The organism is Stenotrophomonas nitritireducens, from assembly GCF_001700965.1.
Classification (GTDB): Bacteria; Pseudomonadota; Gammaproteobacteria; order Xanthomonadales; family Xanthomonadaceae; genus Stenotrophomonas; species Stenotrophomonas nitritireducens_A.
Window position 1 is genome coordinate 1,584,470 of the sequence record NZ_CP016756.1, and the last position, 14,654, is coordinate 1,599,123.

Annotated in this window: 14 protein-coding genes; 10 read left to right on the top strand and 4 right to left on the bottom strand. The window is 63.9% G+C overall.

Annotation, left to right across the window (positions count from 1 at the left end):
- The 9 genes from BCV67_RS06675 (at nt 1) to BCV67_RS06715 (ending at nt 10,071) form a co-directional block, all read left to right on the top strand.
- Nucleotides 1–1,224 carry an ABC transporter permease gene (locus tag BCV67_RS06675; protein ID WP_335338961.1) on the top strand — a complete coding sequence of 408 codons (1,224 nt, stop codon included), beginning with the start codon at nt 1–3 and terminating at the stop codon, nt 1,222–1,224.
- Between the two features lie 17 nt (nt 1,225–1,241).
- Nucleotides 1,242–2,546, top strand: a complete 1,305-nt coding sequence (locus BCV67_RS06680) for an ABC transporter permease (RefSeq protein ID WP_062166998.1) — start codon at nt 1,242–1,244, stop codon at nt 2,544–2,546.
- A gap of 122 nt (nt 2,547–2,668) precedes the next feature.
- Nucleotides 2,669–3,892: an ABC transporter permease gene (locus tag BCV67_RS06685; protein ID WP_062166999.1), complete on the top strand. Its 1,224-nt coding sequence runs from the start codon at nt 2,669–2,671 to the stop codon at nt 3,890–3,892.
- 25 nt (nt 3,893–3,917) lie between these two features.
- Nucleotides 3,918–5,228: an ABC transporter permease gene (locus tag BCV67_RS06690; protein WP_062167000.1), complete on the top strand. Its 1,311-nt coding sequence runs from the start codon at nt 3,918–3,920 to the stop codon at nt 5,226–5,228.
- Between the two features lie 59 nt (nt 5,229–5,287).
- Nucleotides 5,288–6,511, top strand: coding sequence for an ABC transporter permease (locus BCV67_RS06695; protein WP_062167001.1), 1,224 nt, complete (start codon nt 5,288–5,290; stop codon nt 6,509–6,511).
- A gap of 35 nt (nt 6,512–6,546) precedes the next feature.
- Complete coding sequence (locus BCV67_RS06700) at nt 6,547–7,032, top strand: nuclear transport factor 2 family protein (protein WP_062171485.1); 486 nt, start codon at nt 6,547–6,549, stop codon at nt 7,030–7,032.
- Nucleotides 7,029–7,316, top strand: coding sequence for an FtsX-like permease family protein (locus BCV67_RS06705; RefSeq protein WP_172837727.1), 288 nt, complete (start codon nt 7,029–7,031; stop codon nt 7,314–7,316). Before BCV67_RS06700 ends, BCV67_RS06705 begins: the two co-directional genes overlap by 4 nt.
- 54 nt (nt 7,317–7,370) lie before the next feature.
- Complete coding sequence (locus BCV67_RS06710) at nt 7,371–8,708, top strand: sigma-54-dependent transcriptional regulator (protein ID WP_057626872.1); 1,338 nt, start codon at nt 7,371–7,373, stop codon at nt 8,706–8,708.
- Nucleotides 8,709–8,718: 10 nt separating this feature from the next.
- Entirely contained in the window at nt 8,719–10,071 is a 1,353-nt protein-coding gene (locus tag BCV67_RS06715) for a sensor histidine kinase (RefSeq protein WP_062167003.1), read from the top strand.
- Between the two features lie 169 nt (nt 10,072–10,240).
- Here the strand turns inward: BCV67_RS06715 and BCV67_RS06720 are convergent, their stop codons facing one another.
- Complete coding sequence (locus BCV67_RS06720) at nt 10,241–10,675, bottom strand: GNAT family N-acetyltransferase (protein WP_335338962.1); 435 nt, start codon at nt 10,673–10,675, stop codon at nt 10,241–10,243.
- Nucleotides 10,676–10,742: 67 nt separating this feature from the next.
- The gene (gene glmU / locus BCV67_RS06725; protein ID WP_062167005.1) at nt 10,743–12,110 is read right to left on the bottom strand and encodes a bifunctional UDP-N-acetylglucosamine diphosphorylase/glucosamine-1-phosphate N-acetyltransferase GlmU; all 1,368 of its coding nucleotides are present in this window, start codon (nt 12,108–12,110) and stop codon (nt 10,743–10,745) included.
- Between the two features lie 81 nt (nt 12,111–12,191).
- Here glmU and BCV67_RS06730 point away from each other — a divergent pair, with 81 nt between their 5' ends.
- The gene (locus BCV67_RS06730; RefSeq protein WP_062167006.1) at nt 12,192–12,575 is read left to right on the top strand and encodes a GtrA family protein; all 384 of its coding nucleotides are present in this window, start codon (nt 12,192–12,194) and stop codon (nt 12,573–12,575) included.
- A 138-nt stretch (nt 12,576–12,713) separates the two neighbouring features.
- Here the strand turns inward: BCV67_RS06730 and BCV67_RS06735 are convergent, their stop codons facing one another.
- On the bottom strand, nt 12,714–13,136 hold the full coding sequence (locus BCV67_RS06735; protein ID WP_062167007.1) for a F0F1 ATP synthase subunit epsilon: 423 nt from the start codon (nt 13,134–13,136) through the stop codon (nt 12,714–12,716).
- Between the two features lie 81 nt (nt 13,137–13,217).
- The gene (gene atpD, locus BCV67_RS06740) at nt 13,218–14,624 is read right to left on the bottom strand and encodes a F0F1 ATP synthase subunit beta (RefSeq protein WP_065868063.1); all 1,407 of its coding nucleotides are present in this window, start codon (nt 14,622–14,624) and stop codon (nt 13,218–13,220) included.
- Between the last annotated feature and the right edge of the window lie 30 nt (nt 14,625–14,654).

Here is a 14,654-nt window from a genome sequence, read left to right on the forward strand (position 1 = left end):
ATGACCCTGGACATCAAACCCATCATCAGCACGCTGTCGCGGCATCGCATCGCCGCCAGCCTGATCGTGCTGGAAATCGCACTGGCATGCGCGGTGCTGTGCAATGCGCTGTTCCTGGCCGCCTCGCGGATGGAGCTGATCGGCATGAACAGCGGCGTCGACGAAGCCGCCATCGCCACGCTCACCTTGAACGACTGCGAATCCTGCAACGCGGTCGACCTCAACAGCCGCTGGTTGCAGCAGCTGCGTGGCCAGGCCGGTGTACAGGCGGTCGGCGTGCTCAACGCGGTTCCGTTCGGCCAGCGTGCCGCTGTTGCTGGCATCTCGCTGGATGCCGAGGGCAAGCACCACGGCGGCGTCCCACATTTCTACACGATGGATGCCGGTGCCATCGAAACCCTGCAGCTGAAGCCGCTGCAGGGCCGCATGTTCAACGATACCGACTACCAGCCCATCAAGAATTACCTGCCGGAACAGGCACAGGTATGGATCACCCGTGCCTTCGCCGAGCACCTGTGGCCAGGCCAGGATGCACTCGGCAAACAGTTCTGGATGGGCGAATACCGCTACACCGTGGCCGGTGTGCTGGCACATTTCTCGCGGCCGGACCCGGGCCGCAGCGAGAACGGCGTGGCCGGGATGGAATGGTCGGTGATCGTACCGGTCACCACCGATGCGCAGGCCGGTACCTATGTGCTGCGGGCCAACCCACGCGACCTGCCGCGCATTGTCAGCGATGCGGTTGCCGCCGCGCCCAAGGTCACCCCCGAAGCTATCCTCTCGGCCGACTACAGCATGCCGCTGCAGCAGCTGCGTGAAAGCTATTTCCGCCAGGACCGCAGCATGACCCGGCTGTTGCTGGGCATCTGCCTGGTGATGCTGCTGGTGACCGCACTGGGCATCATCGGCCTGGCCAGCTTCTGGGTGCAGCAACGCACCAAACAGATCGGCGTGCGCCGCGCCCTGGGCGCCACCCGCCGCCAGATCATCAGCTACTTCCAGACCGAGAACCTGCTGCTGACCACCGCAGGCATCGTACTGGGCATGGCGCTGGCGTATGCCGGCAACCAGGTACTGATGGCGTATTTCGAAATCCCCCGGCTGCCGCTGTATTACCTGCCGCTGGGTGCCGTACTGCTGTGGTTGCTCGGCCAGGCCGCCGTTCTGGGTCCTGCCCTGCGTGCTGCCTCCATTCCACCCATCGTCGCCACGCGCAGCGCCTGAGCTGCCAAGGATCGTCCATGTTCAGTTATTACTTCAAACTTGCGCTGCGCAGCTTCGGCCGCAACAAGATCCTGACCGCCCTGATGGTGCTGGCCATCGCTCTCGGCATCGGTGCGGCGATGACCACCTTGACGGTGTTCAAGGTGCTGTCCGGCGACCCGATTCCGCAAAAGAGCGACCGCCTGTTCTATGTGCAGCTGGACCCGGGTATGCGCGAAGGCTACAAGCCCGGCGAAGAGCCGGAGATGCAGCTGACCCGCTTCGACGCGGAAACCCTGCTGAGCCAGAAGAAAGCGCCGCGCCAGGCATTGATGACCGGCGGCGGTGGCATCGTGGATCCGCGCGTGGATGCACTCAAACCCTTCAGCATCAGCATGCGCTACACCTCGGCTGACTTCTTCCCTATGTTCGATACGCCGTTTGCGTTCGGCCAGGGCTGGAGCAGCGATGAAGACCAGGGCCGCAGCCGCGTAGCGGTGATCAGCACGACCCTCAATGACAAATTGTTCAAGGGGGCCAACAGCGTCGGCAAGGAAGTGCTGGTGGAAGGCCATGCACTGCGCATTGTCGGCGTGCTCAAGCCATGGAAACCGGCGCCGAAGTTCTACGACCTGTACTCCGGCAAGTTCGATTCCGAAGAAGACGTGTTCGTGCCGTTCAGCACCTCGCTGGAACTCAAGCTGGACCGCAACGGCAGCATGAACTGCTTCGGCCGTGAGATCGTCAACGACGCAATGGCCTTGAACGTGCCCTGCGCCTGGGTGCAGTACTGGGTTGAGTTGAATTCACCGGGCGATGCCAAAAGCTTCAAGGGCTACCTGGACAACTACTCCGAGAACCAACGCGCTGCCGGTCGTTTCGAGCGCCCGGCCAATACTCGCGTGCGCAATGTCATGGAGCTGATGGAATACCGCAATGCGGTGCCGGGCGACGTGCGTCTGCAGATGTGGCTGGCCTTCGGCTTCCTGCTGGTGTGCCTGGTCAACACCGTCGGCCTGCTGCTGGCCAAGTTCCTGCGCCGCAGCGGTGAGATCGGTGTGCGCCGTGCCTTGGGTGCCAGCCGTGCGGAAATCTTCAAGCAGTGCCTGATCGAGGCCGGCACGATTGGCCTGGCCGGCGGTCTGCTGGGCCTGGTGTTCGCCCTGTTCGGTTTGTGGGCAGTGCGCCAGCGCCCGGCCGAATACGCATCGCTCGCGCACCTGGACGGCTCGATGCTGTTGATCACCTTCGCCCTGGCGGTGTTCGCCAGCATGCTCGCCGGCATCCTGCCCGCCTGGCGTGCCATGCAGGTCGCCCCGGCATTGCAGCTCAAGAGCCAGTAACGCTATTACCCCCTCCCTTGCGCAAAGCGCAGGGGAGGGCCGGGGAGGGGTGCTTTGGAAGTTGCCCTCGCCTCTCCCAATCAACCCCATTCCCCAGCTCCACGCTTCCCCGGAGAAACCTCATGGAAATCCGCCCCATCCTCTCCACGCTGTCGCGGCACAAGACAGCTGCCGCACTGATCGTGCTGGAGATCGCGCTGAGCTGCGCCATCATCTGCAACGCGCTGTTCATCGTCTCCCAGCGCATCGACAACATGCAGCAAGCCAGCGGCATAGATGAAAGCCAGTTGATCGAAATCGGCCTCAGTGGCATTGGCAAGCAGGTCGATGGCGATGCGCGCACGGTTGAGGACATCGCCTCGCTACGCGGCATCCCCGGCGTTGAGAACGTCGCCATCATCAACCAGCTGCCGTTCCAGGGCGGCTCCTGGAACACCTCGTTGTCTGCCAGCCCCGAACCCGACGCGCAATCGGTCAACGGCGCCCAGTACACCATCGGTGAGAATACGCTCAAGACCTTGGGCTTGAAGTTGATTGCCGGCCGTGACTTCAATGCCGACGAATACATGAGCAATGACGTCCTTGAGAAGGAGCAGAACCTTGAAGCCATGAAGTTCTCGGTGATCCTCACCGAATCCATGGCCAAGAAACTGTTCCCGGATGGTGCCGCGGTTGGCAAAACCCTGTACATGGCCAACATCCCGATGACTGTCGTCGGTGTGGTGCAGACGCTGCTGCGGCCCAATAACCAGAACGGCAACCGCACCGATTCGCTGTTGTTCCCGATCCGCATGAACTATGCCAACGGCGGCCGCTTCGTCATCCGCGTGACCGATCCGGCACGCCGTGATGAAGTGCTGAAGCAGGCAGTGGCAGCACTGGAAAAGAACGACCCCAATCGCCTGATTTACAGCAAGCAGACCGTCGAAGAGAAGCGCGCCAAGTATTTCGCCGATGACCGCGACATGATCGGCCTGCTGCTGATCGTCAGCGGCCTGCTGTTGCTGGTGACCGCACTGGGCATCATCGGTCTGGCCAGCTTCTGGGTGCAGCAGCGCACCAAGCAGATCGGCATCCGTCGTGCACTGGGCGCTACCCGCGCGCAGATCCTGCGCTACTTCCAGACCGAGAACTTCCTGCTGGCCGGCATCGGCATCGTGGTCGGCATGTTGCTGGCCTACCTGCTCAACCAGTGGCTGATGGGCCGCTACGAGCTGCCAAAGCTGCCGCTGATGTACCTGCCGGTAGGCGCGGTACTGCTGTGGCTGCTCGGCCAGATCGCGGTGTTCGGCCCGGCCCGCAAGGCGGCGTTGATTCCACCGGCAGTGGCTACCCGCAGCACCTGACCGGCGCGCTCAAGGAGGAGGGAACATGTTTGGCTACTACCTGCAACTGGCGCTGCGCAGTTTCGCCCGCAACAAGGTATTGACCACCTTGATGGTGCTGACGATCGCCGTCGGCATCGGCGCGACGATGACCACACTGGGGTTGTATTTCGTGCTGTCCGGCGACCCCCTCCCCGGCAAGAGCGCACGCCTGTTCTATCCGCAGTTGGAGCCACGCAGTCTTGGCAAGGACGCCACCCTGGACAAGGATCCGCTGCTGCAGATGAGCCGCTATGACGCCGAAGAACTGCTGCGGCAGAAGCGCGGCGATCGGCAGGCGGTGATGAGCGCCGGCTCGGTGACGGTGATGCCTGCCGGCAATGCCGCGCAGCCATTCCGGGTCAGGGCACGCTACACCTCGGCCGACTTCTTTCCGATGTTCGACGTACCACTGGCCGCCGGCAACGCCTGGCCTGCGGCCGATGACGAAGCACGCGCCCTGGTTGCAGTCATCGACCGCAAGCTGGCCGGCCGGCTGTTTGGCAGCGCCGAGCCGATCGGCAAGGAGCTGCAGCTGCCACAAGGCACATTCCGCATCATCGGCTTGCTTGGCGACTTCGCGCCAACACCGCGTTTCTACGACCTGACCAGTCAACGCTACGGCGGTGACGAACAGGTGCTGCTGCCCTTCTCCACCTCCCGCGCGTTGAAGCTGGATACCCAGGGCAACGTGCAATGCTGGGGTGCCGGCAGTGGTGACGAAGGCAACTATGGGCTCACCGCCCCCTGTGCATGGCTGCAGTATTGGGTGGAGTTGGACTCGCCTGAAAAAGCACGCGACTACCTGAAGTACCTGGCCGATTATTCGGACAGCCAGCGTGCCAACGGCCGCTTCGAGCGCCCGACCAATGTGCGGCTGCACGATGTCATGGGCTGGCTGGACTTCAACCGCATCGTGCCCAACGACGTGCGCCTGCAGATGTGGCTGGCGTTCGGCTTCCTGCTGGTATGCATGATCAATACGGTCAGCCTGCTGTTGGCCAAGTTCCTGCGTCGCAGTGGCGAAATAGGCGTGCGCCGCTCCCTGGGTGCCTCGCGGCTGGACATATTCAAGCAATGCCTGACCGAAGCCGGGGTCATCGGTCTGGTCGGTGGCGGACTGGGGCTGGGCTTCGCTGCGTTCGGCCTGTGGCTGATCCGCCAGCAACCCGATGAATACGCCAAGCTGGCACACATGGACATCACCACGCTGTGGTTGACCTTCGTGCTGGCCGTGGCGGTCAGCGTGGTCGCCGGTCTGTTGCCCGCGTGGCGGGCCATGCAGGTTCCGCCAGCCCTGCAACTGAAGAGCCAATAGTCTGGCCGCTCACCTGATCGCGTCTTTGCATTCCCCCTTCGCTGCTCACGGTTTTGACCATGGATCTGCTGCCCATTTTCAACCAATTGATGCGACACAAGACCGCCAGCCTGTTGCTGGTGCTGGAGATCGCGCTGAGCTGCGCCATCATCTGCAATGCGGTGTTCATCATCAGCAACCGCGTCAATGAGCTGCGCATCCAAAGCGGGGTTGCCGACGACGAACTGGTCTACCTGGCCACCAGCAGCCTGCTGCCGGACGTCAACTCCGATGCGCTGCGCCAGCAGGATGTGCAGGCGCTGACTGCGCTGCCCGGGGTAAAGGCGGCCAGCAGCGTCAACCAGATTCCATACGGCGGCAATGTCTGGGGTTCGGACATCCGCCTGCAGGCTGGCCAGACCCGCCCCACCGCGCACGCCTCAATCTACATGGATGATGGCCACCTGTTGCAGACCTATGGCCTGCAGGTGGTGGAAGGACGCAGCTTCCTGCCCGATGAGTACATCGAGAACAGCGCCTTCAACCCCAACAAGATCGGCCCCACCGTGCCATCGATCCTGCTCGGCAAAACGCTGGCGCAGCGCTTGTTCCCCGGTGACAGCCCGATCGGCAAGCGCGTTTACATCTGGGGCGAGGAGCAGCCGCCGTCCACCGTTGTCGGCGTGGTCAAGGATCTGATGGCACCTGGTGAAGGCGGCACCTTTGCCAATCGCTACGACTCAGTGATCTTTCCCATCCGGGTCTCCAATGGCGCCTATGCGCTGCGCACCACACCCGAACAACGCCAGAGCGTGCTCAAGGCGGCCACCACCGCACTCAACCAGCAAGACCCCAACCGCATCATCGAGCAGCAGGACACGCTGGAACAGATGCGCAGCGACTTCCATCAACGTGACCGTGCAGTGATCTGGCTGCTGCTCAGCGTCTGCGCCGCACTACTGGCGGTAACTGCCTTCGGCATCATTGGCCAGGCCAGTTTCTGGGTGCAGCAGCGCACCCGTCAGATCGGCATACGCCGCGCCTTGGGTGCAACCCGCCGCCACATCCTGCGCTACTTCCAGCTGGAGAACTTCCTGCTGAGCAGCGCCGGCATCGTGCTCGGCCTGCTGCTCGCCTATGCCCTGAACATGCTGCTGATGAACCGCTATGAGCTGCCACGGCTACCGCTTTACTACCTTCCCGCGAGCGCGATCGTGCTGTGGCTGCTGGGCCAACTGGCCGTGCTTGGCCCCGCCCGTCGCGCGGCCAGCATTCCGCCGGCGGTCGCTACACGTAGCCTTTGATCCCGCTGTTCGGCACCCATCAGGACTCTACGCAAATGAAAACGCTGGCAACGCTGTTCGCGCTTACCCTCTCCATCAGCCCGCTTGCACGGGCCGCCGATCCTGCCAGCGGCAGCCTGCACGACACCATTGCCGCGCTCGACCACGGCATGTTCGACAGCTTCAACCATTGCAGCGATCCGGCCCAGTTTGAAAAGCACGCCAGCTACTTCGACCCGGCGGTCGAGTTCTACCACGACAGCGGTGGTGTCACCTGGACACGTGAGGCGATGCTGGCCAATACCAGCAAGAACGCCTGTGGCAACTACACCCGGCAGCTGCTGCCTGGCACGCTGGAGGTATTCCCGATCAAGGATTTTGGTGCGATCGCCCGTGGCCAGCACCGCTTCTGCGACCTCAAGGGTGAGCACTGCGACGGCCTGGCCGACTTCGTCGTCATCTGGCGCCTGCGCGATGGCCAATGGCAGGCCACCCGCGTGCTGAGCTACGCGCACCGTGCGGCCACCGAGCCGGCTGCATGAACTACACATTGGAAACCGGCCTGCGCCGGTCCCCCAAGACAATGACCCTGCCACCCCCTCTTGCGGAAAGCCTGCTGCTGACCACGGCCGGGCTGGTGATAGGACTGGTGCTGGCACTGGTGATCAATCAATGGCTGATGCAGCATTACGAACTGCCGCGGCTGCCGTGGGCCTACCTGCTGGTCGCCGGTGGCCTGATGCTGCTGCTCGGCCAGCTGGCGGTGGCCGCGCCTGCGCGGCGTGCTGCGCAGCTGCCGCCTGCCAGCGCGACCCGCAGCGTGTAAGGTGCTGACTGCAGCACACTGCCGCCGCCCCTTCATCTTCCTCTGCGACAACTCATGCCACAGATCCTGATCATCGACGACAACGCTGCCGTGGCCACTGCGCTGGACGTGTTGTTTTCCCTGCACGATATCGACACCCGCCACGCCAGTTCGCCGGAACAAGGGCTGGCGATGCTGGCCGAGCACGAGTTTGATCTGGTCCTGCAGGACATGAACTTCACCGCCGATACCACCTCCGGCGAAGAAGGCCAGGATCTGTTCCGGCGCATCCGTCAGGCCCACCCTGACCTGCCGGTGATCCTGCTCACCGCCTGGACGCACCTGGACAGCGCCGTGGAACTGGTCAAGGCCGGTGCCGCCGACTACCTGGCCAAGCCCTGGGATGACGGCCGCCTGCTGACCACCGTCAACAACCTGTTGGAACTGGCCGAAGCACGCCGCGAGCTGGCCCGCCGCCGCGCCCGCGAGCAGCGCCAGCAAAAAGCCCTGCATGATCGCTACGATCTGCGCGGGCTGGTGTTTGCCGACCCTTCCAGCGAACGCATCATCGCCCTGGCCTGCCAGGTCGCGCGCTCTGAGTTGCCGGTGCTGATCACCGGCCCGAACGGCGCTGGCAAGGAGAAGATCGCCGAGATCATCCAGGCCAACTCGGCGCACAGCAAAGGGCCGTTCGTCGCACTCAACTGCGGCGCCATTCCGTCCGAGTTGATCGAGGCCGAACTGTTCGGCACCGAGGCCGGCGCCTATACCGGCGCCAACAAGGCTCGCGAAGGCAAATTCGAGGCGGCCGACGGTGGCACCTTGTTCCTGGATGAAATCGGCAACCTGTCGCTGACTGGGCAGATGAAACTGCTGCGGGTGCTTGAAACCGGACGCTTTGAGCGGCTGGGTTCCAATCGCGAGCGGCAGGTGAAAGTGCGCGTGGTCAGCGCCACCAATGCCGACCTGCCGGCGATGATCCGCGCCGGCAGCTTCCGCGAAGATCTGTATTACCGGCTCAACACCGTCGAGCTGAGCCTGCCAGCGCTGGCCGAGCGCCGCGAGGACATCCTGCCATTGGCGCAGTACTTCCTCGCCGACGGCAAGCCGCTGTCCGCGCCCGCCCTGCAGGCCCTGCAACGCCACAACTGGCCAGGCAATGTGCGCGAACTGCGCAATGTGATCCAACGCGCCGCCCTGCTCGCACAGGGCCCGCGCATCGAAGTTGCCGACCTGAACCTGCCACGTGCACCGGCGCGTTCCACCGCGCCTGCCGATGAACCCGATCGCGCGCACATCGTCACTGCATTGGAACGGGCCGGCGGCGTCATCGCCCAGGCTGCTGCCGAGCTGGGACTGAGCCGGCAGGCGCTGTACCGGCGCATGGATCGCCACGGCATTCCGCGCGAGTGAGCACATCCCAGTGAAAACGCGCTCCTTCACCTTCACCCTGTTTCTGCAGCTGCTGCCGGTACTGGCGCTGGCGGCGGCATTGCCGTGGTTCCTGGCGTACTGGATGGACCGTGGCTGGGTGGTGGCGGGTGTGTCCACGGTCGTCCTGCTTGCGTTGATGTGGTGGGCATTGCGGCGCGCCACCGCACCGATCCGCTCGCTGCTGCGGGCGCTGGCCGGCACCACCAGCAGCTACCGCGATGGCGAGTTCAACTTTGGCGTGCACTGGCGCGGCAACGATGAATTCGCCCAGCTTGTGCAGGCCCATGCCGAACTGGGCGATGTACTGCGCGAACAACGGCAGTCGCTGGTGCAGCGCGAACTTCTGCTGGACACCATGGTGCAGAACACGCCGGTGGCGATGCTGCTGCTCACCGATGGTGGCGATGGCGTGCAACGCGTGACCTTCTCCAACACCGCCGCGCGCAAGCTGCTGCATGGCGGTTGGAAGCTGGAAGGCCAACGCATGCACGAGCTGCTGGAAAACATGCCGATCGAGCTGCGCAATGCCATCGCCCGCGGCGGTGACAGCCTGTTCGCGGTGCGCGACCCGGACGCGGCCGAGGACGATGATGATGACGAGCAGATCTATCACCTGTCGCGCCGCGCCTTCCATCTGAACGGGCGTCCGCACGAACTGCTGTTGCTGCGCCTGTTGACTGCCGAACTGCGCAGGCAGGAAGTGCAGACCTGGAAGAAGGTGATCCGGGTGATCAGCCATGAGCTGAACAACTCACTGGCACCGATTGCCTCGCTGGCGCATTCCGGTGCGGAGCTGGTGCGGCGCGGCCGCCATGAACGGCTCGAGGACATCTTCGGCACCGTCGAGGAACGCGCGCGCCACCTGGAGGGCTTCATCCGTGGCTATGCGCGCTTTGCCAAACTGCCGCAACCGCAGTTGCAGACCGTTGCCTGGAGCCAATTCCTGCAGGGCCTGCAGCAGCAGATCAGCTTCCGCATGGCACCGTTGGTGGATGAGCAATACAGCCGCCTGGATCAATCGCAGTTCTCGCAGGCAATGCTGAACCTGCTGAAGAACGCGCACGAAGCCGGTGCCGACAACGGCGCAGCGGATGATGCGGTAGAAGTACGTATCGCACGGTTGCCGAACTGGCTGCGCATCGAGGTACTGGATCGCGGCAGCGGCATGAACGAAGCCGTGCTGCAGAACGCATTGATGCCGTTCTATTCGACCAAGCGCAACGGCACCGGCCTGGGCCTGGCCTTGACGCGCGAGATCATCGAGGCACACGGCGGACGTATTTCATTGCAGAACCGCAAGGACGGTGGCCTGTGCGTGGCGATATTGCTGCCACACGACTAACAAATGCAGTTGTAGGAGCGGCATAAGCCGCGAAGCTGGCGCCATATCCGCGACCGCAATGCCGGGTGATCTGGAAATCTCCTGGCTTCGCGGCTGACGCCGCTCCTGCAGCGCGGCTGTGTCATCGGGAAGACCCTGCCGAGCATGGCTCGGCACTACGCCCCTGCGCCTAATCCAGCGTTCGCTGCATCGCCAAGCGCAGTTCCATCGGGAAACCCGCCGCTGCCTCGGCGGCCATTACCTCGCGCATGCCGGCACTCCACTCCTGCGCCGGCCATTCACGGAAGCCTTCGCTGGCATAGAAGGGCGCATTCCATGCAACGTCGCTCAAGGTGCTCAGCACCGCACGCCGGTGTGCACGTGCCCTGCCCTGCGCCAGCGCATGCCGCAGCAAGGCCCGGCCCAAACCTTTGCGCCCATGTTCCGGCGCAACGTCCATCTGCTGGATATGGAAATCAGCCCCAAGAACACCGGCCATCAGGTAACCCGCCAGCGCGTGCTCGTGGGCAATCACCCACAGCATTCCGCGCTGCCACGCCTGTTCAAACAACTGCGGGTCGGTCGGGCTGGCAGCAAATATCGGCGCAGCCGGATGCCCGTGCAAGCGCTCAGCGGCGCGCGCCTCGATCCGCGGTAACAGCGCGAGCTCCTCGCGCTTTGCCGGCCGTGGCTCAGGACTTTTTGACAGGACGCACCCAGCCTTCAATCGTCTGCTGGCGCGTGCGTGCCACCGTCAGTTTGCCTTCCGGCGCGTTGCGTGTGATCACCGAGCCGGCGCCGATCGTGGCGCCATCCTCGATGGTCAGCGGCGCTACCAGCGAACTATTGGAACCGATGAAAACCTTGTCGCCTATCGTGGTCTGGAACTTGTTCACGCCGTCGTAGTTGCAGGTGATGGTGCCCGCACCGATATTGGTGCCGCTGCCGATCACCGCGTCGCCCAGGTAGGTCAGGTGGTTGGCCTTGCTGCCCTTGCCCAGCGTGGCCTTCTTGGTCTCCACGAAGTTGCCCACGTGCACGCCGTCAGCCAGCACCGTGCCCGGACGCAGCCGTGCGAACGGCCCGATCTGTGCCGCGCCCTCGCTGATCACGCCTTCCAGATCGCAATGCGGCCGTACTTCTGTGCCGGCACCGAGCTTGACGTCCTTCAGCCGCACGAAGGCACCGATGCTGACGCCATCGCCCAGCTCGACCTCGCCTTCCAGGATCACATTGGCATCGATCTGCACATCGCGGCCCACCGTGACCGTGCCACGCTGGTCGAAACGCAATGGATCCAGCAGGCGTGCGCCCTGCTCGCACAGCGCCTTGGCCGCGCGCAGCTGCCAGGCACGTTCCAGCTGCGCCAGCTGCCACGGGTCGTTCGCCCCCTCGGCTTCCTGTGCATCGCCCGCCAGCACCAGTTCGGCCGGCGCGTATTCGCTGGCGGCAGAAGCAAACACATCGGTGAGGTAATACTCGCCCTGCGCATTGCGGTTCGACAGGCTGGAAAGCCAACGCCGCAAGGCCGTCGATTCGGCGGTGATGATGCCGGTGTTCACGGTGCGGATGCGCTTCTGCTCGTCGCTGGCATCTTTCTGCTCGACGATGGCCGCAACCTTGCCTTCGGCATCGCGGACAATGCGGCCGTAACCGCGCGGATCGTCCAGCTCGGCCACCAGCACCGCCAGGCGCGGGCCGTTTTCCAACAGCGCGCTCAAGGTGTCCGCGCGCATCAACGGCACATCGCCGTAGAGCACCAGCACCTGCGCAGTATCCGGAACCTGGGGCATGGCCTGCTGCACGGCATGGCCGGTACCCAGCTGCTGGCTCTGCTCAGCCCACAGCAGGTCCGGCTGGTCGGCGAAAGCGGCACGCACCGCCTCACCACCATGGCCATAGACCACGTGGATGCCGGCCGGCTGCAGTTGCCGCGCGGTGTCGATCACGTGGGCCAGCATCGGCCGCCCGGCAATTGGCTGCAACACCTTGGGCAACAGCGATTTCATGCGCTTGCCAGCGCCGGCAGCGAGGATGATGACGTGCAACGGCTGGGTCATGCCTACAACTTCCTTCGAGAGTGTCTGGATTCTAAGCGCAAGGAGTTAGCATTGCAGGCCATCACTCGAACCTGCGCGACCATGAGCCTGTTCCGCCAAGGCAGCCAGTACATCGCCATTGGCCTGTTGCAGCTGGCGCTGGACTGGGGGGTATTCGTTGCCGCCACCGCGCTGGGAGTGCCGGTGGCACCGGGCAACCTGTTGGGCCGGGTAAGCGGCGCGGTGCTCGGTTTCTGGCTCAATGGGCGTTATACGTTCGCCGCCCAAGGTGAACAGCGCCATGGTTGGAAGCGCTTTGCCCGGTTCGCGGTGCTGTGGCTGCTGATGACCGTGATCAGCACCTGGCTGATCGATTGGGTGGCCCATTCGCTGGGGCTTAAATACGCATGGCTGGGCAAGCCGCTGGTCGAAGCCGGCCTGGCCGGGATCAGTTTCCTGCTGCTGCGGCATGTGGTCTATCGCTGAGACGGACACTGTAGTGCCGAGCCATGCCCAGCATGGGTTTCACCGGGAAAGCCTCTGCCGAGCATGGCTCGGCACTACAAAAGGCACAAAAAAACGCCGGCTGTTGGCCGGCGTCTTCTTTGCGTTCTGCTGCAGACCTCAGTGCTTGAGGTTGCGGCGCAGACGCTCCAGGGCCTGCAGCTGTGCCGTGATTTCGGCCAGCTTCTGCTGTGCCTCGGCCAGCTCCATGGCTTCGCCACGGTGGGCCAGCACGCGCTCTGCTTCTTCCTTGGCCTTGCGCACCGATGCTTCATCGATGTCGGTGGCGCGGATGGCGGTGTCGGCCAGCACGGTCACGACCTGCGGCTGTACTTCCAGGATGCCGCCGGAGATGGCGAAATCCAGGTGTTCCCCTGCAGCGGTGGTGACCACGACCTTACCCGGCTTCAGACGGGTGATCAGCGGTGCGTGCTTGGGCGCGATGCCCAGCTCGCCCAGCTCACCGGTGGCCACGACCAGGGTCGCTTCGCCGCTGAAGATCTGCTGCTCGGCACTGACGATGTCGCAACGGATGGTGCTCATGGAACTCTCTTCGCCTGGTTGGGTGGGCCTGCGCCCACCGCAGGATGCCGCGTGGGCGGAGCGAACTCCGCCACGTGGGAATTAGGCCTTTTCGGCCATCTTCTTGGCCTTCTCGACCGCTTCTTCGATGCTGCCGACCATGTAGAACGCCTGCTCCGGCAGGTGGTCGTACTCACCATCGACGATGGCCTTGAAGCCACGGATGGTGTCCTTCAGCGGCACGTACTTGCCCGGCGAACCGGTGAACACTTCGGCCACGTGGAACGGCTGGCTGAAGAAGCGCTCGATCTTACGGGCGCGCGACACGGCTTCCTTGTCTTCCTGGGACAGTTCGTCCATACCCAGGATGGCAATGATGTCCTTCAGTTCCTTGTACTTCTGCAAGGTCTGCTGGACGCGCTGTGCGGTGTCGTAATGCTCGGTGCCGATGACCTGCGGGTCCATCTGGCGCGAGGTCGAATCCAGCGGATCCACGGCCGGGTAGATACCCAGCGAGGCGATCGAACGCGACAGGGTCACGGTCGAATCCAAGTGGGCGAACGTGGTGGCCGGCGACGGATCGGTCAAGTCATCGGCGGGCACGTAGACGGCCTGGATCGAGGTGATCGAGCCGGACTTGGTCGAGGTGATGCGCTCCTGCAGGACGCCCATTTCCTCGGCCAGGGTCGGCTGGTAACCCACGGCCGACGGCATACGGCCCAGCAGTGCCGACACTTCGGTACCGGCCAGGGTGTAGCGGTAGATGTTGTCGACGAACAGCAGCACGTCCTTGCCCTTGCCGCTGGCGTCCTTCTCATCACGGAAGTACTCCGCCATGGTCAGGCCGGTCAGTGCAACGCGCAGACGGTTGCCCGGCGGCTCGTTCATCTGGCCGTACACCATCGCCACCTTGTCGAGGACGTTGGAGTCCTTCATCTCGTGGTAGAAGTCGTTGCCCTCACGGGTACGCTCACCCACGCCGGCGAACACGGACAGACCGCTGTGCGCCTTGGCGATGTTGTTGATCAGTTCCATCATGTTGACGGTCTTGCCGACGCCGGCGCCGCCGAACAGGCCGACCTTGCCGCCCTTGGCGAACGGGCACATCAGGTCGATCACCTTGATGCCGGTTTCCAGCAGCTCGGTCGAGGAAGACTGGTCTTCGTACGACGGTGCAGCGCGGTGGATTTCCCAGCTGTCCGAAGCCTGCACCGGGCCGGCTTCGTCGATCGGGCGACCCAGCACGTCCATGATGCGGCCCAGGGTGCCAGCGCCGACCGGCACCGAGATGGCACGGTTGGTGTTGGTGGCAACCAGGCCACGCTTCAGGCCGTCGGTCGAGCCCAGCGCAATCGCGCGGACGATACCGTCACCCAGCTGCTGCTGGACTTCCAGCGTGATTTCGGTGTTGTCGACCTTCAGCGCGTCGTACACCTTCGGCACGTCGCTGCGCGGGAATTCGACGTCGACGACCGCGCCGATGATCTGAACGATCTTGCCCTGACTCATTGCTGCATCCTCTAAATGTGTGCTGTTGAC

Coding starts and splice junctions, on each gene's coding strand:
- BCV67_RS06675 (WP_335338961.1), top strand. CDS start 1: ATGACCCTGGACATCAAACCCATCATCAGCACGCTGTCGCGGCATCGC.
- BCV67_RS06680 (WP_062166998.1), top strand. CDS start 1,242: ATGTTCAGTTATTACTTCAAACTTGCGCTGCGCAGCTTCGGCCGCAAC.
- BCV67_RS06685 (WP_062166999.1), top strand. CDS start 2,669: ATGGAAATCCGCCCCATCCTCTCCACGCTGTCGCGGCACAAGACAGCT.
- BCV67_RS06690 (WP_062167000.1), top strand. CDS start 3,918: ATGTTTGGCTACTACCTGCAACTGGCGCTGCGCAGTTTCGCCCGCAAC.
- BCV67_RS06695 (WP_062167001.1), top strand. CDS start 5,288: ATGGATCTGCTGCCCATTTTCAACCAATTGATGCGACACAAGACCGCC.
- BCV67_RS06700 (WP_062171485.1), top strand. CDS start 6,547: ATGAAAACGCTGGCAACGCTGTTCGCGCTTACCCTCTCCATCAGCCCG.
- BCV67_RS06705 (WP_172837727.1), top strand. CDS start 7,029: ATGAACTACACATTGGAAACCGGCCTGCGCCGGTCCCCCAAGACAATG.
- BCV67_RS06710 (WP_057626872.1), top strand. CDS start 7,371: ATGCCACAGATCCTGATCATCGACGACAACGCTGCCGTGGCCACTGCG.
- glmU (WP_062167005.1), bottom strand. CDS start 12,110: ATGACCCAGCCGTTGCACGTCATCATCCTCGCTGCCGGCGCTGGCAAG.
- BCV67_RS06730 (WP_062167006.1), top strand. CDS start 12,192: ATGAGCCTGTTCCGCCAAGGCAGCCAGTACATCGCCATTGGCCTGTTG.
- BCV67_RS06735 (WP_062167007.1), bottom strand. CDS start 13,136: ATGAGCACCATCCGTTGCGACATCGTCAGTGCCGAGCAGCAGATCTTC.
- atpD (WP_065868063.1), bottom strand. CDS start 14,624: ATGAGTCAGGGCAAGATCGTTCAGATCATCGGCGCGGTCGTCGACGTC.